At 60.5% G+C, this 18,179-nt stretch carries 17 protein-coding genes; 6 read left to right on the forward strand and 11 right to left on the reverse strand.

Going from position 1 to position 18,179, the window contains the following annotated elements; all coding sequences use genetic code 11:
* Window positions 1-234 precede the first annotated feature (234 nt).
* Window positions 235-1,389, forward strand: coding sequence for an amidohydrolase (locus tag AC1Q80_RS20040; protein ID WP_492361573.1), 1,155 nt, complete (start codon window positions 235-237; stop codon window positions 1,387-1,389).
* Between the two features lie 248 nt (window positions 1,390-1,637).
* Here AC1Q80_RS20040 and AC1Q80_RS20045 read toward each other — a convergent pair whose 3' ends face one another.
* The 5 genes from AC1Q80_RS20045 to repA form a co-directional block, all read right to left on the reverse strand.
* Window positions 1,638-2,792, reverse strand: coding sequence for an RHE_PE00001 family protein (locus tag AC1Q80_RS20045; protein ID WP_492361724.1), 1,155 nt, complete (start codon window positions 2,790-2,792; stop codon window positions 1,638-1,640).
* Window positions 2,793-4,633: 1,841 nt separating this feature from the next.
* Entirely contained in the window at window positions 4,634-4,975 is a 342-nt protein-coding gene (locus AC1Q80_RS20050; RefSeq protein ID WP_492361574.1) for a hypothetical protein, read from the reverse strand.
* Window positions 4,976-5,212: 237 nt separating this feature from the next.
* Window positions 5,213-6,508, reverse strand: coding sequence for a plasmid replication protein RepC (gene repC, locus AC1Q80_RS20055; RefSeq protein WP_492361575.1), 1,296 nt, complete (start codon window positions 6,506-6,508; stop codon window positions 5,213-5,215).
* A 155-nt stretch (window positions 6,509-6,663) separates the two neighbouring features.
* Window positions 6,664-7,668, reverse strand: coding sequence for a plasmid partitioning protein RepB (repB, locus tag AC1Q80_RS20060; protein ID WP_492361576.1), 1,005 nt, complete (start codon window positions 7,666-7,668; stop codon window positions 6,664-6,666).
* Between the two features lie 3 nt (window positions 7,669-7,671).
* The gene (repA, locus tag AC1Q80_RS20065; protein ID WP_173421249.1) at window positions 7,672-8,868 is read right to left on the reverse strand and encodes a plasmid partitioning protein RepA; all 1,197 of its coding nucleotides are present in this window, start codon (window positions 8,866-8,868) and stop codon (window positions 7,672-7,674) included.
* A 419-nt stretch (window positions 8,869-9,287) separates the two neighbouring features.
* On the opposite strand from repA, the gene AC1Q80_RS20070 reads away from it, so the two are divergent.
* Window positions 9,288-9,467, forward strand: coding sequence for a hypothetical protein (locus AC1Q80_RS20070; protein WP_492361577.1), 180 nt, complete (start codon window positions 9,288-9,290; stop codon window positions 9,465-9,467).
* Between the two features lie 453 nt (window positions 9,468-9,920).
* Here AC1Q80_RS20070 and AC1Q80_RS20075 read toward each other — a convergent pair whose 3' ends face one another.
* A complete protein-coding gene (locus AC1Q80_RS20075) occupies window positions 9,921-10,151 on the reverse strand; it encodes a hypothetical protein (protein ID WP_173421251.1) in 231 nt (76 codons plus the stop codon).
* Here AC1Q80_RS20075 and hutC point away from each other — a divergent pair.
* Both hutC and AC1Q80_RS20085 read left to right on the forward strand, forming a co-directional pair.
* A complete protein-coding gene (hutC, locus tag AC1Q80_RS20080; RefSeq protein ID WP_173422210.1) occupies window positions 10,062-10,817 on the forward strand; it encodes a histidine utilization transcriptional repressor HutC in 756 nt (251 codons plus the stop codon). The genes AC1Q80_RS20075 and hutC overlap by 90 nt on opposite strands.
* A gap of 197 nt (window positions 10,818-11,014) precedes the next feature.
* On the forward strand, window positions 11,015-11,653 hold the full coding sequence (locus tag AC1Q80_RS20085) for an alpha/beta hydrolase family protein (RefSeq protein ID WP_173421252.1): 639 nt from the start codon (window positions 11,015-11,017) through the stop codon (window positions 11,651-11,653).
* 44 nt (window positions 11,654-11,697) lie between these two features.
* Here AC1Q80_RS20085 and AC1Q80_RS20090 read toward each other — a convergent pair whose 3' ends face one another.
* From AC1Q80_RS20090 to AC1Q80_RS20110, 5 genes are all read right to left on the reverse strand, one after another.
* A complete protein-coding gene (locus AC1Q80_RS20090) occupies window positions 11,698-12,939 on the reverse strand; it encodes an adenylate/guanylate cyclase domain-containing protein (RefSeq protein ID WP_173421253.1) in 1,242 nt (413 codons plus the stop codon).
* 163 nt (window positions 12,940-13,102) lie between these two features.
* Window positions 13,103-14,572 carry a sensor histidine kinase gene (locus AC1Q80_RS20095; protein ID WP_492361578.1) on the reverse strand — a complete coding sequence of 490 codons (1,470 nt, stop codon included), beginning with the start codon at window positions 14,570-14,572 and terminating at the stop codon, window positions 13,103-13,105.
* Complete coding sequence (locus AC1Q80_RS20100; RefSeq protein WP_173421255.1) at window positions 14,569-15,243, reverse strand: response regulator; 675 nt, start codon at window positions 15,241-15,243, stop codon at window positions 14,569-14,571. The genes AC1Q80_RS20095 and AC1Q80_RS20100 overlap by 4 nt, the downstream gene beginning before the upstream one ends.
* Before the next feature lie 87 nt (window positions 15,244-15,330).
* Window positions 15,331-15,714, reverse strand: coding sequence for a hypothetical protein (locus AC1Q80_RS20105; protein WP_209788820.1), 384 nt, complete (start codon window positions 15,712-15,714; stop codon window positions 15,331-15,333).
* 97 nt (window positions 15,715-15,811) lie between these two features.
* Complete coding sequence (locus AC1Q80_RS20110; RefSeq protein ID WP_209788822.1) at window positions 15,812-16,108, reverse strand: hypothetical protein; 297 nt, start codon at window positions 16,106-16,108, stop codon at window positions 15,812-15,814.
* A 543-nt stretch (window positions 16,109-16,651) separates the two neighbouring features.
* On the opposite strand from AC1Q80_RS20110, the gene AC1Q80_RS20115 reads away from it, so the two are divergent.
* Together AC1Q80_RS20115 and AC1Q80_RS20120 are read left to right on the forward strand one after the other, a co-directional pair.
* Complete coding sequence (locus AC1Q80_RS20115; protein ID WP_492361579.1) at window positions 16,652-17,176, forward strand: RNA polymerase sigma factor; 525 nt, start codon at window positions 16,652-16,654, stop codon at window positions 17,174-17,176.
* Window positions 17,176-18,168 carry a FecR family protein gene (locus AC1Q80_RS20120; protein WP_492361580.1) on the forward strand — a complete coding sequence of 331 codons (993 nt, stop codon included), beginning with the start codon at window positions 17,176-17,178 and terminating at the stop codon, window positions 18,166-18,168. The genes AC1Q80_RS20115 and AC1Q80_RS20120 overlap by 1 nt, the downstream gene beginning before the upstream one ends.
* Window positions 18,169-18,179 lie beyond the last annotated feature (11 nt).

Consider the following 18,179-nt stretch of genomic DNA (forward strand, 5'->3'; position numbering starts at 1 on the left):
TGCGGCCCGCGGTCGCGAATGACGAGATGGCGGTATCCCTTCGACGACGTCGTCGACGCACCCTTCCTTCAATCTCACCTTCATGGCTGGAGCGTCCTATCCCCCTTTCGTGATTCCACCTGAAGAACGGGATGCTCTGGACAGAGCCGAAACGCCACTTCACATTCGCTGCCGGGATCGAGGCTCGCTCGTCGGCGCGCCACGGGGTCGATTTTCTAGTTTGGGATGTTGGGCATGTTTTTGAATGGTGGCGAACTGGACGAGATCACCGCGTTTCGGCGCGAACTTCACCGCAGGCCGGAGCTATCCGGCCAGGAGGCCGAGACAGCCAGGACGGTGGCCCAAGCGCTGCGGCCAAGCGAACCGGACGCGATCGTCACCAGCCTTGGCGGACACGGGGTAGCGGCCGTCTATCAAGGAGCGACCGACGGTCCGACCGTCATGATCCGCGCCGAACTCGATGCCCTGCCGATCGAAGAACTTTCATCCCTGCCACACCGATCCGAATTCGCCGGCAAGGGACACCTCTGCGGACATGACGGCCACACGGCTATCCTGATCGCACTTGCGAAAGGTCTCTCTCACAGGAGACCGGCACGCGGACGGGCCATCCTGCTTTTCCAACCGGCCGAAGAGAATGGAGCTGGGGCTGCCGCCGTGTTGGCCGACCCGAAATTCGAAGCGCTGAAACCGGACTTCGTGTTTTCGCTGCATAACTTTCCCGGCCTGCCGCTGGGGCACGTCGCCCTGGCGGAAGGTCCGGTCAATTGTGCCTCGCGCGGCATGAAGATCGTGCTTTCCGGCAAGACGTCGCATGCCTCCTGCCCGGAGGATGGCATCGCCCCGACGTTCGCCATGGCCAGGCTTTTGGAGGAGTTGACCGGCCTGGGCGCCGGCGGCCGCCTCGATGCCGACTTCACGCTGGTAACCGTGACCCATGCGCGCCTTGGCGAACCCGCCTTCGGCATCAGCCCCGGCCGCGCCGAGATCTGGGCGACCTTGCGCACGCTGACGGACGTGCGGATGACCGGCCTGGTAGAGAGCGCTGAAACGCTTGTCCGTAGCCATGCGGAGGCCGCAGGACTGGTATCGTCGATCAACTACGAGGACATCTTCCATCAATGCAGCAATGCGCCGGCGGCCGTCGACGAACTGCGTCGCGCGCTTGTCGACGAAGAGATCAGCCATGACAGAGGCGCTACGGCGCTGCCGATGAAGGGATCGGAGGACTTCGGCCTGTTCGGCCGCGTTGCCCCCTCAGCCATGTTCTTCCTGGGGGCGGGAGAGGACCACCCTCGCCTGCACAATCCCGACTACGACTTTCCCGACGCCCTGATCGCGGTGGGTGCCCGTGCCTTTATGCGCACGATCCGCAATCTGCTCGGTTAGTCGTCGGGTAGCCGGAGGCCGAACTCGATCATTGCGGCCAAGCGGGTCGAAACCGGTCGCCAGATCGTGCCGGCGCAACAGTTGCCGATCCGGACCGGCGGCAGCGTCGGTGATCCGGCCCCGCCTCCTTGCCGTCGTCGATTGTGGTTTACATCTGAAACGCCGTCGTAGCGGGCGAGACCTGCCGCCTGCAAAATTTGGCGAGACCCAATATCATCATCGGCAATGGTTGCCGACGCTGCGGTCGGCTACAGTATGCCCCAACCGCGGTACCGCCCCCTGCCCGTCATCTCCTTGGCGCCGAGTTCGCGAACCAGGTTCAGCGCTCCCCTCTGGGTGACGCCCACATGCCGCGCGACAAGCCCGGCGGATACGATCGGCCGGGACAGCAGAAGCTCAATCAGGCTCGGCAGGCTGCTGTTTGATCGGCGGTGGCGCACGCGCATTTCCATCTGGGTCTTGGCAAGGAACAGCCGGTCCAGTTCCTTGAGACCAAGGTCTCCCGTGAGAACCAGAGCTTCGAGAAAAGCCCTCAGCCGAACCTCTTGCTCTTTCGACCGGCGTCGCTCGTGGCGGATTGTCTTCAGGCCGGTGTTGAAGCAGAGCAAATGCGACGTTACCTTGCCGCGCGCGCGCAGGTAAGCACCGACGAGCAACCCTCCGAGCCAATGCTGCCTGCGAAGCGGCTCGATCTGTTCCCACGCATCGAAAAGCATCGCGGCACCAAGGCAGGCCGGCAACCGATCCGCCGCCGGGATCAGCGACCGCCATGCCTCGAGCCGTGCGCCCTCATCCCACTCGTCATCGAAAAGCAATCCCAGCTGGCCCTTGGGCTCCGGCGCGGACGGGCGTTCCGTTCCGCCAAATCCGCCTTCGCCGGGTTCACCCGCCTGTTCGTCAAGCAGGCGTTGCGACCGTTCGATCGCCGCGTCGATCTCGGCGAGTTCGAGGGATAGCGGGTTGTCGCCGGCATCGTCGTCAATGGCGGCGTCCTCTTCCTCCTCCGCCTCAGTCGAATGCCCCCGGTCCGCATCGAGCAACGCAGTCCCGGCACCAACCTGCTCGCCCCGAAGCACCCCGAGACCGACGTTCGACAGTGCCCAATCCGGATCAGACAGCCAGATCCTTCGGCGCGTCCGCAGGATCGCGTGGGCAATCGTCAACTCGTGCGTCGGTGCGCGGGCATCCATATGCGCATCATGCAGCACGAGGTCCTCGACGTGGACGAGTTCGCCCGCAACCCAGAGCGCGCTGGCGGCATCGAAGAACTGACCGCGCTCGCGGAAACCTTCGGCGACCGGGTGGCGGCCGGCACGCTCATCCAGCCGCGCGAGGCGGTCTTCCGCATCGATGGACGCAGAACAGAGCATCTGCAGGAGCGAATTCTGGATATCGTATCGCATTACAATCACACGCTATTTTCGGCAAACGGAAGAAATATGGTCGTTATCTTCCGACACACAAGATGCGTCTTTTTACCGAAAAGTGCAGTGATTGTCGTCGGGTTTTTGCGTCGATCAAGCCGGAGAGCCAGATTGGCCACGCAACGTTACTATTGAGCGCAAATCAGGCTCGAATCGAACGATTTGACCAGGTCATTGTACGCTCTTACGGGGCATTCGCAACGCAAGACGGCCGACATCACCAGGATAACACTGCATCCTTTCTATTCCGATAACAGCTCTGAAAGCGGCAGGAAGGGTATCGGGCAGCGATGGGCTGACGCTCTGCACAAAGCGGACGGGAGTGGCAGCAGACAACAATCGGAGTGACAGATCTGTCTCGCCTGCCGGTAAGGGCAACGGGTGCGTCAGGACTTCGTGTTGACAGCTGTCAACTGCTGGCGGCGAGACCGGAGTTGTGTGATCACACCACTTCAGATGCACTCCAACCATCCGCAGAATAACCCGAGATCAGAGCCCCCTTGACAACCACGTTGCCAAGCGTTGCGCAACTCCACTCAGCCAAAGCCACAGGCACTGCCGACGCCTTCGACCGCTGACATCAGTCCAAAAGGTTGCTGCTATGCCGAACAACAAAAGCGCCTTAGCCATTGCCAGGTGGTGGGGCGGCCACTACCGGCGGCCAGGTCATGGCATCTACATCGTGCCGAACAGCATCGTTTCGCAGACGCCCCCCTGCTATTCCGCAACGAGTTGACAGCTGTCAACGGCATCCATTGTGGCCCGAAAAATCTCGAATGCGGCGCGCCTCCTCCGACCCTGAGATCACAGAATAGCGCACTCCTGCCCACACACCCACTTCAGGAAATCTTAGCGACGAAGGAACCCAATGCATGCCGATGGCTAGGGATACCAATGACGTTGACCGAAACCCTCGTACGCGGACGGCGGCGGCCCCCCCGTCAGTCCGGACAGAAGCCATCCCCCGCAGACGCGACCGAAGAGACAGCCCACATTCAGTGTGATGTCACCGCTGCCATGGTGTTCTTGCCCGCTTCTCATTCTCCAAAATCGAACAATGAACCCTTGCTTGTGCGCTGCCCCAGAGCGCCGTCACCCTGACTTGACCGCCAGCCGCGCTAATCCGATGGCCCACATGGTGCCATTGCCGCAGCCAAATCGAACGCTGCTGCTTCGACAAACAGGATCATTCACGGGAGAACCAAGCCTTGTTCCACTGGGTCGAAATCCAGATGGATGCGGCCAGCAGAGTTGACAGCTGTCAACACGCTGGATGACTGCGGCAGGCACAGCCCAACTGTCTACCCCCGTGGAGATCCGCAGTATCGTTTCGCCCTCTCGTATCTCGGAGGATAGCATAGCGCTTTTGACCGCACGCAGATCTCCCGGGCTCACACCGCACGTAGACGGTACGGCAGGTCTTGTGGCGCAAAAGAATATCCAGCCTCAATCGACTGATATGCAGTTCACCTCGTACAAAAGTCCAATTGTCTTGCGTCGATCGACATAGGCAGACCAGGGCTTCGGGTGAGGGAAGTTATCGCTGATTTAACTTCCTTTCGAGCGCCGTCCCGCTTGCCGGACAAGGCCTTATCCGATCCATCCACCAGAGCCGCATTGCGTTGTTTAACGGCTGCAGACTCGGCGGAATAGCGAAAAGTATGCCATCCAACTTGCCCCTCAGGGTCAGCGAGGGCTGGGATTATTGATATGCCCCCCAACTACTCGCCGAGGCCGGATGGTGGCCGTGACGTCAAATGGCCATGCCTCCGGATCGATCCTCATGGGGCACACTCACCCACGGACATTGTAAAGCCCGTCTATCTCCGGCGATCGATACGCCGCATGTCGACAATCCTGCCGTCAAATTGACGAACTCCGATTTCGAAGCGGGTATTGCCGCGCCATGCGCGATAGACAAAAAATCGGCCACGGCAGTCGACCCGACGAATATCGCGGAAGCCGCGGTTACGGAGCAACCGTTCTCCCTGACTGCACGTTATGCCACGACCGCTGTTGAGGCTGGTACCAACCCCGATGTTGATATTGATGTTGGTTTGAGCGCTTGCTTTACCGGGAACAGCCGCCGGTGAGGCGACGACCGCCAGAGAAATCATCAGCGAGACGAACGAAGATCTAAATGTCATCCTGTTGAAATACATAATCGTCCCCGAGGTTGACGCATGTCAGCGCTAATACCGCGCGCAGAGAGAAGTTACGCGCAGCCTTCGTCGAAACGCAAGGCAATTACTATCGCGCAATCTGAACGATTGACGTCTGATGGCCAGGTATGGCTGCGCCGGGACAGATACAATGCGCTCGGCGTGTTAAACTCCGGGCGCGGGTAAAGATCGGTTGACAGCTGTCAACCTGCTCCAAAACCGAACGATGCTTCGACGTCAGCTTGCTAGCGACACGTTGCCAGGATGAGATCGCAGCAACGCCATGATCATGGGACCGATGGCAAACTCCTTCCGGAGTGAGCGGCGGGTCAGATCGCGCAGGTAACCGCCAGCCGACGTGATGTGCGCCGAGCGCTGCAGAATACATGCAAGCACCGCCGCCGCCGTTTCCGGGCCGAGCACGCGGCAAGCTTCGTCATGGGCGCCTTGGCTGACATTCAGCATGGAGCGGACAACCACGGCTGCCGTCATCAGGTCGCGCCAGGAGCGGATTTCGCCACCAGGACCATAATCGACGATGTCAGGGCACGCCTTCAGCACCGTCGATAGCGGGAAAGCCTGTGTGGATTGACCCGGTTCAGTCGCCATCTGGCGGGGGCTGACGCGAAGGTCGGTCGCCAGGGTGTCGTTGATCAGCGTTTCCTCGATGAGAACGCTGTTTCCGCTGTTCGATCTCAAACCTGCCTGCGTTTCATGTCCCAAGCCCCGTTCAGATTCAGTAGAAGAGTCTGGATGTGAACTCTGTATGTGGCAGCCATTTTGGCTATCATTGGTGGCCAGTTTTTGTAAATTTATCAGTTTTTCCAATTGGTTGAGTACGTCTGCGCGCAATAGGTCGAGTTGGCTGAGCACGTGTTCGATTTCAGCAAGCGTTGGTTTCCTTGGTAGGTGCTCGACTGCGAGCAGGTAACGCTGTTGCAGGCTGTCGCAATCGGACGCAGGATCGGTTTCGCGCAGGACTTCGATGAGCTTGAAGAGGTCGCGACGGCAAAGGCTGAGACGCTCACGGGCGAGCTGTGTCTCCTGGCGGGCAAGCGCGACGTCAGCTGCTGCTGTTTGCAGTTCGCGGGCGCGTGCGAGCAGCGGAGAGAGATCGAATCCGAAGGCGTCGCCGATCGACCCCTTTGTGTCTCGACGGGCGTAGCGTTTGCCATTGGGACTGTCTTTGCGGAGGATAAGGCCTGCTTCCACCAAGGCTGCCAAATGACGGCGCAAGGTCGTACCGGCCATGCCGTGCGTGCGCAACGCCAGTTGGTTGTTTGACGGGAAAACCACCAGGCCTTTGCCGCAGGTCAGCTCGAGCTTCGGATAGAAGCTTAGCAATGCATTCAGCACGGCCAAGGCACGGTCGGATACGCCGACGATTGCCTTTGCTTCGCAGACGGTCCGAAACAGTTTCCATTTATCGATCGACTGATGCGAATCGATTTCGCTCGCGACGACTTGGCTTGCGAACATGCCAATCGTCATCGCGCGCCGCCCAAAGGGCGTCGTCACATTTCCACGCTCCATCTTTCTTCACCTTTTCAAAGGCAAAAGAAGTTCGTTCGCCGAAACGACGTTAAAAACGCTTGACAGTGATTCGCGGAAATGGGATTCTCTAGTTGCTACACGAGAGAAGGGTTTCCGCAGCGCTAGTCGTTCGGAAGCCTTTTTCTTTTGCTCTGTTAGTCTCCTGTTTCCTCTTGATATTCGAGGTACAGAGATTTGAGCCTCTGCCTCACGAAATCTGCAAAACCCGGCGCGGCCTTCTTGTTGAAGGAAAGCGTCGTTTCGCTGTTTGTCTCCCGGATGCGCACGGGGCGGGTATCATCCGGCGCCACCCATGCAACCGCTTGGCTCCTGACCTTTACGGTGCTCAGGAACGCAAACAGTGTCTCGAAACGTTGATCACTCTCGCGGGCCAGGAAATCCGAGCGGCGGGCGTAACCATGCGCTTCTGTGCGCTTGTCGTCATTGGCCACGAGATCGGCGAGTTCGGTCCAGCGCCGCCGCCCGATGGATGGTGCTGCGCCGATTGCCTCGATGAGGTCGACGGGAAGGCGGCGCACGATGGCGATCATCTTCGACAGGGCAGCCTTGTCGACGCCCAGCGAAGACATGATGACATCACGCGAAAACTCTCGATCCTCCAGGCGCGCGGCAAACAGCGAGCGCTCGATAAACGAGAGGTCGGTGCGCGCGTTGTTTTCCTGGCCTTGCGAGATCACCAACTGCTCGTCGCTGAGATCACGAACGACAGCCCTGACTTTACTGCCGAGCTCTCGCATGGCGGTAAGGCGACGATGGCCATAGGCCACCTGGTAGCGCCCATCCTCGCTCGGATGCGGGCGAACCAGGATCGGAACCTGTTGTCCGTGATCCCGGATCTGCTGAAGAAGCGACTGCTCGGCTTCGGCTGCAACGCCAAGACGATCAGCGACAAAGGAAGCATCGACGAGTGCGGGATCGAGCTCGATAATTGCCAGACCTTCGGCGAGCTGGCGCTCCAGCTCCTGTGCGCGCTCTACCTTCTGCGTAATATTCGAAAGCGAGCGCGTAATGCCGCCGATCGGGCTCGAGGGCCGCTGGCCGGGACTAAGGCCGACGATTGGCCGACCAGCCAGCGGGCGGTCGTCTTCGCCGTCTGCGAAGTGGTTGTCTGAAACACCGATGAGGTTCTTGCGGGCCACGGTTTACTTCCTTCCCCACACTTTGCGCAGCAGGTCCTCGATCTCGCCATTGACGAGCGTCAGGGAATCCATTGCGCGGTCGTAGGTGCCGCGGACAAACTGCGACCGCTCGACCTCATAGAGCGTTTGCTTTGTTACGCCGGCGTCGGAAACGGCTGTCGATTTGACCATGGCGTTGTGCAGCATTCGGTTGCCGAAGATGGATCGCATAAAGCCGGTCATCTGGCTTTGCGGACCGTCGTTCGGCTCGAACCGGGTCACGAGATAGCGCATCCAGTCGTAGCTTGTTCGGCCGCCGGCATCTTCGACGACGCGCATCAACTCGCTGGTCATCGAGAGAAACTGGGACATGGACATGACGTCGAGCATCTGCGGATGCACGGTAATCAACACTGATGTCGCAGCGCACAGCGCCGACATGGTGAGAAAACCGAGCTGCGGCGGGCAATCGATGATGACGATGTCGTAAAAACTCTCGATATCGGCAAGCACATCGCCGATCCGCGCGAAAAACATGGTTTCGGCTGAGCCGCTGGTCATCGCCTTTGGCGTCTCGTGCTCGAACTCCATGAGTTCAAGGTTGCCGGGGACCAGATGAAGGTTGGGCATGTGGGTCGAGCGGACGATCTCGGCGATTGGCCGCGGGTTTTCGTAGCGAATGGCGCCGTACAGCGTTTCGGATTCACCGACGTCCAGCTCCGGCTGGTGGCCGAAGAGCGCCGAAAGCGAGGCCTGCGGATCGAGATCGATTGCAAGCGTCCGATAGCCCCTAAGCGCCAGATATTGCGCAAGATGTGCCGAGGTCGTTGTTTTGGCCGATCCACCCTTGAAGTTCATGACTGAGATGACTTGCAGTCTCTCGTCACCGCGACGATGCGGTACGTATTTGCCCGACTTGCCGCCTTCGTCCAGAACACGTCGAATGCGCTCGATATCGGAGACCGCATACATGCGCCGGCCGTTTGACAACGGCTCGGGGCCATGGCCCTCTGAAGCGATCTGGCGCAGATAGCCTTCGCCGATTCCGATAAAGGCAGCGGCCTCGGCCGGGCTGAAAAGACGCAACGTCTTTTGCATTTGCGGCGGGAAGATCTTCTTCTGATGCTGCTGGAGCTGATGCGCGAGTTCCAAGGCATCGGCAGCCAGGAGCGTGGGTAAATGCTCCTGCACATCGAGGCCATGGATTTTATGCTGCAACATCGAGTTCTCCAAAAACTGCGCAAAAATTGTCATATCGGGGCAATATGCGCAGATGCACTATGATCCGATTCGGTGTGAATGTACAAATGGATAGCCGAACGCCTGTATAACTGCTCCACGCACCGGTGAACGCGCCGGAGAGATCATCTGTTGTCCGCGGACAACTCTGGTGATGGCTCTCGGAGAGCTGTCCTTGCGGACCGATTCCACTGCCCCACAATAGCACCGCCACGGGCGTCATCGGACCAGGTGTTTAAGGTCCGAGTGGAGGCCGCGACACCGCCGCGGCTGCATAACCCGAGACGCCTGTAATTCACGCTATTAGAATATGGATTTAGTCGACTATTGACAGGGGGCTGGATTGTGGCAAGATCGTGATGCGATGACGATGATGTCAGGCGGACTGGAAGGGATGCAACATGTTCTATCTCGGCGGGATGACGCTTGGCTACCTTGAGCCTCCAGCACCGAAAGCGGTCGTGCAGGCGGTTAAGCCACGCGTCGAGTTGACGCCGCGCGAGCCTGCGGACGATCGTGAGCGCGAGCGCGAACAGGAATGGGCTCGGGCCTTTCTGACCCCGTGGCACCTGTTTTACTGACACAGGTACAGACACTGAGGTCGCATGCCTGAACGGTGATCGGCGGTCTCGCTGCTTTTCGAAAGCAGCCCGCGATCCAGGACGTGTTCCCGCGAAACGCGGGAAAGCAGATGCCGTCATAGGCTAGGCACGGTCACCGAGCTGACAATATGACCAAACGAGGAGCCAGTGGTTGACAGCTGTCAACGCTGCGCAACCTTATGGCCATAACTCCTTCGCTTGAGACGCAAGCCGGATCGCGGCGACACACACCCGGTGTATTCGGTGGTCAGGTTGCTGCCTGATTTCAGTGATAAATCAAATAATTACAATATGTTATGCTGGATCCTTTTCAATCGACGGCGGCCGGGCCATGCTGGTCGATGCGATGACGTCACCGACGGCCCGCAACGACCTGCCACCGTCATGCGCTCGTGGCGATGCGAGCACGGGAAGTGCTGATGGGCCGATGCGTCAAACGACGCCTATCGGCTCGGCGAGGCCGCTTGTCAGCGAAGCTATGGTGGAAAAGCAGGAAAGGGCAAGGGGAGGGCTGTCGCAGCGCTGGGAAACGGTTAAGCTTGCCGGCGAGAGAAAACCACCGAGGATGCCAACATTTCGAGCGATCAGCCAGCCGACGAAACAGGCAACCAAACGCAGTCGCTTTCGTTGCACCAGAGAATCCTCGGAGAGGTCGAAGGTCATATTCTCTCCGGCGCGTGGCCGCCGGGCCACCGTATCCCGTTCGAACATGAATTGACCGAACAATACGGCTGCTCGCGCATGACCGTGAACAAGGCGCTGACCGAGCTGGTCAAGCGCGGACTGATCGAGCGTCGACGCAAGTCCGGGAGCTACGTCACCTTTCCCCATGTGCAATCGGCGGTGATGGAAATCCATGACGTCAAGCTGGAGGTTCAATCCCTCGGGTTGGAGTACAGTTTCCAGCTCGACGAACGCAATATCCGCAAGGCCGAGAGCAGGGATGCGGGTCGTCTCGACCTGCCGCCGTCTGCAAGACTGATCGAGATCACGTGCCGGCACTTCGCCGGCGGCCGGCCTTTCTGTTTCGAGGAGCGGCTGATCAGCCTCGCAGCCGTTCCCGAAGCCGAAACGGAACTCTTCGAAACGTCAGCGCCCGGTTCGTGGTTGCTGGGCAAGGTGCCGTGGAGCACGGCCGAGCATCGCATCCGGGCCGTTGGGGCAGGGCGCGGTGCGGCGCAGGCACTCGCCATTTCGAGCGGTGCTGCTTGCCTTGTGATCGAGCGCCGCACCTGGAGCGGCCGTGCACCGGTAACCCATGTTCGATTGACCTATCCCGGCGACAGGCATGAGCTGGTGGCGCAATTCGCGCCAAGCCCGCTCGGCTAGAGCGGTCCGCCTTCAAGTGGAAGGACTGAGGGCCGAAATATGGCCGAGAATCAAAGTGCTGGTGTCCTTGGAGCGTTCTTCTGAACCTGCGGCGATCCAGAAGAATGCGCTCAAGCGGCTGGCGAGAGCCGGGTGAAGAACGGTCGCTTGTGCCGGGTTTGATGCCAGGCTGAATTTCGCCGGCGGAAGGTGACGAGATGGAAAAGATCATGCTGTTTGATGGACCGGAGAATGCAGCCGTGACCATCCTGCTTGCGCACGGCGCCGGCGCGCCGATGGATTCCGCATCGATGACCGCCTGTGCCAAAGCGCTTGCCGCCGAAGGCTTTCGGGTCGCGCGATTCGAATTCGACTATATGGCAGCGCGCCGATCCGGTGGCCGCAAGCCGCCACCACGTGCCGAAACGCTCAATCCGGAGTTCAAGGCGGCGGTAGATGCCCTTGGCGCAGCCGGCGCGTTGCTGATCGGTGGCAAATCAATGGGCGGGCGCGTCGCCAGCATGATTGCAGATGAGCTCTATGCCGAGGGGAAAATCATCGGCCTGCTTTGTCTTGGCTATCCCTTCCACCCGCCGGGAAAGCCAGAGCAGCTGCGCACCAAGCACCTGGAAGATCTGAAGACGCCGACGTTGATCGTCCAGGGCACGCGCGACGAATTTGGCACGCGCGAGGAGGTTCCTGGATATCGGCTCTCTGGCGCAATAGAGATCCTATGGCTGGAGGACGGGGATCACGATCTCAAGCCGCGCAAGACGATCTCCGGCTATTCCGCCGCGGACCACCTGAAAACCATGGCGCAGACCGTCGCGCGCCGGGTGGGCGAGCGTCTGGCGTAAACGACTGCTGTCGTTCATTACGCAGGCCGTCGGCCTCCATCTGATCATTCCGCCGCTTGAGCGGTGCCGGACGAAAATGCGAAGACGTCGATCGGGTCATCGAGTCCCTTCACGGCAAAGGCGCCCAGATGCTCCATTTCGCGGGTGCGTCCCGCCAGTTCGACAAAGGCGCGCGACAACAGCACAGGACGCTTCGCCTGCTTGGTCAGGCTTTCCAGCCGCGATGCGATATTGACGGCCGGCCCGATCACCGTGAAGTCGAGCCGACGGCGCGAACCGATATTGCCATACATCACGTCGCCGACGTGAACGCCGATCCCGTAGCCCAGCGCTTCGCGTCCTTTCGCCACGTTCTCCTGGTTTAAGGTGGCGATGGCGACCTCCGCTTCGCCGATGGCCTGCAGGAGGTTTTCACTGGCTTGGGCATTGCTGAGCGGAAAAATCGCCAGCAGGCCATCGCCCATGAATTTCAGGATCTCGCCGCCATGCCGCTCGATCGGCTCGGACATGGCGTCGAAATAGCCGTTGAGAAGCTCGATCACGTCATCCCGTGGCCAGAGATCGGAGAGCTTGGTGAAGTCGCGAAGGTCGCAGATCAGGATCGCGGCGCTGACGGTGACACCGCTTCCGCGTGTGGTCGCGCCGGCAAGGATCTGTTCGCTTGCATGCGGCCCGACATAGGTTTCAAGCAACGTTCGCGCCATCCGGTTCTTCAATCGGATTTCGCTGACAAGTGCCAGAACCGGCAGCAAGCCTTTAAGCGTTTCGAGATGGGCCGTCTCGAAACCACCCGTCCGATCACTGGCGAAGGTGACGACATGGCGCTTGCCCAGCGTATGTTCGAGCGGCAAGGCGATGTATTCGGTTAGACCGTCTGCGCGCAACTCGTCGTAAAGCGAGTTCGGGATTTCGTCATCGGTCGGCGCCTCGAGATTCTTTCGAACCTGGCTGGCGCCAGTGTTGATCGCATAGAGCGGGCTGTTGAGATATTGCGACGTGTCTTCGACGCCATAATCGTACATGCGGATGTCCGCCTCCGATTGTCCCTTGCGCCAGAGGATGCGGGCACCGAGCCATTGCGGATGATGGATCCGGAAGTGCAACGTCGCGCGCGCAAGCGGCACGCCCGCCTGCACCAGCCGCTCGCACAAATCCACGAAGATATTGTCAATGAAGCGCTGGTCGCGGGTCTCGGTGACCAGCCAATCGAGAATCTTTCTGCTCTCTGTTGGCAGGCCGCCGCTTCCTTCCAGTTCTCCTGTCATGGCCTGGGATGAAGCCTGCATCGCAATTCTCCACTCTGTTCTGACGGTCCTTGCTGCTGTCGAAACGGGAACTCCCGGGAAAGCCGACCGTGAAACGCCGAGACATATGTGGACCATCAGCCGGCCGTTGATAAGGGCCAGGGCGAAAAGTGATCTGAAAAGTTGAGAGGTCGTCGGTGCCGGTTCAAGCGCTGGCGGTCGACAGGATCGCCGGATGATCGATGTCGAGAACCGGCAATTGCAGCCTTATCCGCGCGCCGGACCAGGAGCCGTAAAGGATGTCGATGCGGCCGCCATGCAGCCGGGCAATCTCACGGGCGAGATTGAGACCGAGGCCGGCACCACTCGAACGCGGGCGCAAACGGTAGAACGGTTCGAAGACGCGCTCCCGTTCGTCGTGGGGAATGCCGGGACCGTCATCATGAACCTCGATGCCGCCCCGCGCGTCGACCAGAACGGTTATGGTTCCGCGGTTGCCACCATGCTCGACGGCATTGCGCAGGAGGTTGGCAACGGCCTGTTCAATCTGCTGCACATGAACGCTGATCGGCACCGGTTTCGTCGCATTCGCCTCGAAGGCCAGTTCGTAGCCGGCTTCGAAAGCAAGAGGCGCGAAATCGGCGGCAAGCGTTTTGGCCAGGGCAACGAGGTCAACGATCTCACGGCTGCCGGTGCTGTGCTCGAGCACCTGGCGTTCCAGAAGTTGTTGCGCCAGATGCGATAGCCGCTCGATATCCTTCCTCAGCCGTGCGCTCTGCGGATCTTCCTGCAGCAATTCGGCGCGCGTGCGAAGGATGGCGATCGGCGTGCGCAGTTCGTGCGCCGCGTCGGTCAGGAAGCGATTGCGTTGGTCGTAACCTTCGTCCAGACGGGAAAGCGCGTTGTTGAAGGCATGTACCATCGGCGCGATTTCGGTCGGAACCTGGGCCGTTTCCAGCTGCACCGCGCGATTGTCGATATCGATCCTCCCGGCCTGATCGGCCGTCGCAACGAGACCGGCAAGCGACCGTCGAACGACAGCCGGCGTCGTGACCAGTGTGGCGACCCCCATAACCACAATGATCGGCAGCAGCAGGCAAAGCACAAGGAGTGCCAGGACCGGCAGCACGCGCAGCCAATCAGGATTGCCGTCGGCATCCTTTGCCATGTCGGCATTGACGCTGATCTCGACTTCGAGCCCGTCGTTCTCGTCGCGCGACGAGATCGAAGAGGTAAGAATCTGCACCCGGCCGACGTCGGTGTCGACATTGGCAAGTGCTGCTTCCGGCCTCCGGTCGCCCTCGTCGAACCGCAAGGTTGCACGACCGATGTTCTTCAAGAGTTCGCCGCCAACCGCTTCGTACGCCTGCGGAACGCTTCCCTGCTGGACCACATGTCCATCAGTGTCGCGGATCACGAACCAGAGATTGGGAAAATCCTCCCGAAACGCACGCAGTTCCTCGGTGTCGCGCACCAGCAAGCCGCCGTTCTCATCGCGGGCCATGGCCTCAGACAGGTGCTTTATCGCCGCCTCGTTGTCGATGATCAGGCGAGGCTGGGCAATCATCAGGATCGCAACCAAGAGGGCGATCAAGGCGACGAACGACGCCGCCTGCAGCAAAATGAGGCGGCGCACCAGCACCCATTGAAGCGAGCGTGGGCGAGATTTTTTCATGCCGTGGCGCGCAACAGGTAGCCGAGGTTGCGGATTGCCCTGATCTCGACACCGGCTGCAACCTCCTCGAGCTTTCGCCTCAACCTCGAGAGATGGGAATCAAGCGCGTTGGAATCGATCTCATCTTCCATCGCGTAGACGGAATCTTCCAGGGTTGCGCGCAAGACGGTGCGGCCCGGCCGGCGCATCAACGCCTCCAGTGCCAACCTTTCCCGCCGCAACAGATCAAGCGGCTTGTCGTCGACAACAGCCTCGCGATGGCGGAAATCATAGGTCAGGCGGCCGACCAGGATCTGGTCGGACTTGAGCGTGACGGGACGGCGGCCGAGTGCCCGAAGCCGCGCCATCAGCTCCTCGACTGCAAACGGCTTGGCGAGATAGTCGTCGGCGCCACCATCGAGCCCGGTGACGCGGTCGTTGATGGTGCCGAGCGCCGTCAGCATCATGATCGGCGCCTCGACGCGCAACGCGCGCAGCTTCGGAATAAGGCTCAGGCCCTCACCGTCGGGCAGGCGGCGATCGAGCACGATCACATCATAGGACCAGAGCTCGACCACGGCCTCGGCATCCGCGAGCGTGGAAACATGATCGACGATCACCTGTCGACGCTCGAGCGCGGTCTTCAGGGCCGATGCCATTTCGGGCTCGTCCTCTAGCAGCAAGATGCGCATGCCGATCTCTCCTGATTACGGCTCCGGACGGCCGGTGGCCGTGGTGCCGAATGCATCATTTCTCAAATCAAAGCGGAGTTGAAGTGCTCACTCGCATTCGAGCTTTGGTTGACGGAAATTGGTGACGTACCAGCGGCCGCCCTGCTGGCGGGCGTAGAATGTATAGAAGCATTCCTGCTCCTCAACATAGCCGGGCGTTACGTATTCTTCATAACGTTGGCCGCGCCGCGTGTCGCGTATCTCGCCGCTGGTCGAACCGGAGACAACGTTGGTGGAGATCTTGCGCCACTGGTAGGCGCGCTGATCCCAGCCGAGATCGAGAACCGCCGAGGGCGGACCGTAGTCGATGATGACCGATTCCACCGGCTGGCCGATATAATTCTTCATTTCGGTGGAAGCACAGCCGGTGAGAGCGAAGGCTGTGGTGGTGGCGATGGCGGCGAAGACGCCGCGCGCGTTGCAAAAGGGCATGTTCGATCCCGGGTTCGAATTGTCTGCCCCGGAGCTAATCTGCCAAGATTACATAGACATTGCGGTCGTCTTCGAGCGTTGCGCCACGCGGTCGGCGTCAGGCGGCCCGGTTGGCGGGAGCGTCGTCGATGATGGCATAGACAAGTCCCGGCTGGACGATCCACTCGCCCTGCCGCAGCGACTGCACGTCCGGTCCGCCACCAGCGTTGCGCGCGGCCACGCCGACGAACCGATACCGAAGCCCGCTGCCGTCGGTTACCGTTTCGCGGATGGGCCGCCCGGCGAGGTATCCGACGACCTGCCCTTCGAAGCGCACATTCGCCAGGATGAAATACTCGGTGGGCAAGTTCCGGCTTTGCTTCGCAGCGAGCTTGAATGTGCTTCTGATCTTCATCGCGTGATACTCGTCGTAGGTTTTTCGTTTGCTCTTCGAGGCACCGTTTCGGGCATGCGTGCCGGGTAAAGAGAAGGCGGCCGTCTGAAGTCACGTGAAAGCGGCATGAGCATGGCAACAGCGCTCAAGATTGCGCTCGTTCGTCATTTCGCTGCACCGCGGGTCATCCAAGAACGCCGTACCCGCAGAAAGCCTAATCCGACCGCCCATAGAAAATCGCTTGGTAAGATGCGGCTTGGGCATAAGGAAAGCGTAAGGCGCTGTGCCCCGCCCAGGGCAGGGCCATCCGTTTCGACCGGTCAGGCGACCGTGGTGCAGGACGACTGACGGACCTTCGTCGAGACGGTTTTCGGCTCGAATGCTGCACCATTCAGACGGAGGGGAGGTCCGCGCGGCCGTAATGCGATAAAGATGAGTTTTTAGCTCATATTTGTTGTGTGCGTTGCACGGACGCGCTAATGAACGCCGCGGCCGGCCTTCTGTCGGCGCATTGCCATCCATCCTCTTCCCGCCGGCCGGTCCGGATCCGTCCTGAAAACAGACATGTCAGAGAAATCAGCTTCGCATTTGATGCTCGACGATGCGATCGTGGCTTACTACGACGAGCTTTGCACGATGACGCGGCAGCGCGGCCATGCGTCGGCAACAGCAAACGACGTCGTTCACGAACTCTATGTGCGGCTGGTGGACCGACGCACTTCGCTTGAGGGCAAATCGTCCTTGCGTGCGTTTCTGCGTCGCGCTTGCGCCAATCTCGGCATCGACCGGCTGCGCCGCGACCGCTTCGAACTCAAGCTTTTCTCCGGCAGCGAAGACGAGGCGCTTGCCGTCGCGAGCGATATCGCCGCTCCCGATGCCAATATCGACCTTCGCCGCAGGCTGCAGATTCTGAAAACGGCGATCATGGAGATGTCGCTGCAAAGACGGCGCGTTTTTCTCGCCAATCGGATCGGCAATCTGAGCTCCGACGAAATTGCGATGCGCACCGGCATCAGCCGCAACATGGTGGACCGGCATCTGCGCAAAGCCTACCTGCATTGCCTGGATCGGCTGGAGGAGGTGTCGTGATGGCGCTTGATAGACGGCATCCGCCGACTGGCAAAGCACCGGATCGTAACCACAAGACGCGTGAAAAGCGGGCGCGTGAGCAGGCGGTGGACTGGCTCGTGCTCCTGAACGGCGAGCCTTCGAACGAAGAGCTGCAGCTGGCGTTCGAGCGGTGGCGTGCGGAAGACCCTGTCCATGCCGAGATCTTTGCGCGGGCGCAGAGGGCGGTCGGCGACGCCACGCTGTTGATCCGGCGCGAGCCGGAGTTTGCCGAGAGGGCGGTGCAGGCACCTGCAAATCGTCGAAAGACCCTCGCCTCGCTTGCCGCCGTCCTTATCGTCGGCACCGGCGCCTTTCTCGCACTCGACGGCGCAATGTGGATGCGCGCCGACGTCATCGCCGGCAAGGGCGAACGACCGACCCTGAGGCTCGACGACGGCTCGACGCTGCAGCTCAACGCCCAATCGGCCATCGCCTATGACTTCACCCCAGGCGAACGCCGGATCGTTCTGTTGCGTGGCGAGGTGTTTGTTCAGGTTGCGACAGACAGGGACAGGCCGTTCGTCGTCGAGGCGGGAGCGGGAACGACGACTGCGCTCGGAACGGCATTCGACGTCAACCTCACCGACGACGGGGCCAGCGTCACGGTATTGGAGCACGCGGTGTCGGTTGCGACAGACCGCGTGACATCGCCAAGCCGCGTCGAGGTCAACGAACAGGTGAGTTACAATCATGAAGGCAGGCTCGGCGACATCAAGCCGGTTGATCCGCTGTTGGCGGCCGCATGGCGCGACGGGCGTCTCGTCTTCGACGGGCGCACCATCGCGTCCGTCGTCGAGGAAATCGGTCGTTACATCCCGGGCAAAATCCTGATCGCCGATGCCGCGGTCGGCGCCAGACGTGTCTCCGGCAGCTTCGATCTCTCCGATCCGGTCAGGGCGTTGCAGGGTCTTGCCGAAGCCTTCGACATCAAGGTCACCCGGATCGGACCCTACGTCACGATCCTGCGCTAAAAAAATCGGAC

Source organism: Ensifer sp. GW823-FHT05D09 (assembly GCF_058795755.1).

Excerpts from the sequence above, each read along its gene's own strand:
- AC1Q80_RS20040 (WP_492361573.1), top strand. The coding sequence starts at position 235 with ATGTTTTTGAATGGTGGCGAACTGGACGAGATCACCGCGTTTCGGCGC.
- AC1Q80_RS20045 (WP_492361724.1), bottom strand. The coding sequence starts at position 2,792 with ATGCGATACGATATCCAGAATTCGCTCCTGCAGATGCTCTGTTCTGCG.
- AC1Q80_RS20050 (WP_492361574.1), bottom strand. The coding sequence starts at position 4,975 with ATGTATTTCAACAGGATGACATTTAGATCTTCGTTCGTCTCGCTGATG.
- repC (WP_492361575.1), bottom strand. The coding sequence starts at position 6,508 with ATGGAGCGTGGAAATGTGACGACGCCCTTTGGGCGGCGCGCGATGACG.
- repA (WP_173421249.1), bottom strand. The coding sequence starts at position 8,868 with ATGTTGCAGCATAAAATCCATGGCCTCGATGTGCAGGAGCATTTACCC.
- AC1Q80_RS20070 (WP_492361577.1), top strand. The coding sequence starts at position 9,288 with ATGTTCTATCTCGGCGGGATGACGCTTGGCTACCTTGAGCCTCCAGCA.
- AC1Q80_RS20075 (WP_173421251.1), bottom strand. The coding sequence starts at position 10,151 with ATGACCTTCGACCTCTCCGAGGATTCTCTGGTGCAACGAAAGCGACTG.
- AC1Q80_RS20085 (WP_173421252.1), top strand. The coding sequence starts at position 11,015 with ATGGAAAAGATCATGCTGTTTGATGGACCGGAGAATGCAGCCGTGACC.
- AC1Q80_RS20090 (WP_173421253.1), bottom strand. The coding sequence starts at position 12,939 with ATGCAGGCTTCATCCCAGGCCATGACAGGAGAACTGGAAGGAAGCGGC.
- AC1Q80_RS20095 (WP_492361578.1), bottom strand. The coding sequence starts at position 14,572 with ATGAAAAAATCTCGCCCACGCTCGCTTCAATGGGTGCTGGTGCGCCGC.
- AC1Q80_RS20100 (WP_173421255.1), bottom strand. The coding sequence starts at position 15,243 with ATGCGCATCTTGCTGCTAGAGGACGAGCCCGAAATGGCATCGGCCCTG.
- AC1Q80_RS20105 (WP_209788820.1), bottom strand. The coding sequence starts at position 15,714 with ATGCCCTTTTGCAACGCGCGCGGCGTCTTCGCCGCCATCGCCACCACC.
- AC1Q80_RS20110 (WP_209788822.1), bottom strand. The coding sequence starts at position 16,108 with ATGAAGATCAGAAGCACATTCAAGCTCGCTGCGAAGCAAAGCCGGAAC.
- AC1Q80_RS20115 (WP_492361579.1), top strand. The coding sequence starts at position 16,652 with ATGTCAGAGAAATCAGCTTCGCATTTGATGCTCGACGATGCGATCGTG.
- AC1Q80_RS20120 (WP_492361580.1), top strand. The coding sequence starts at position 17,176 with ATGGCGCTTGATAGACGGCATCCGCCGACTGGCAAAGCACCGGATCGT.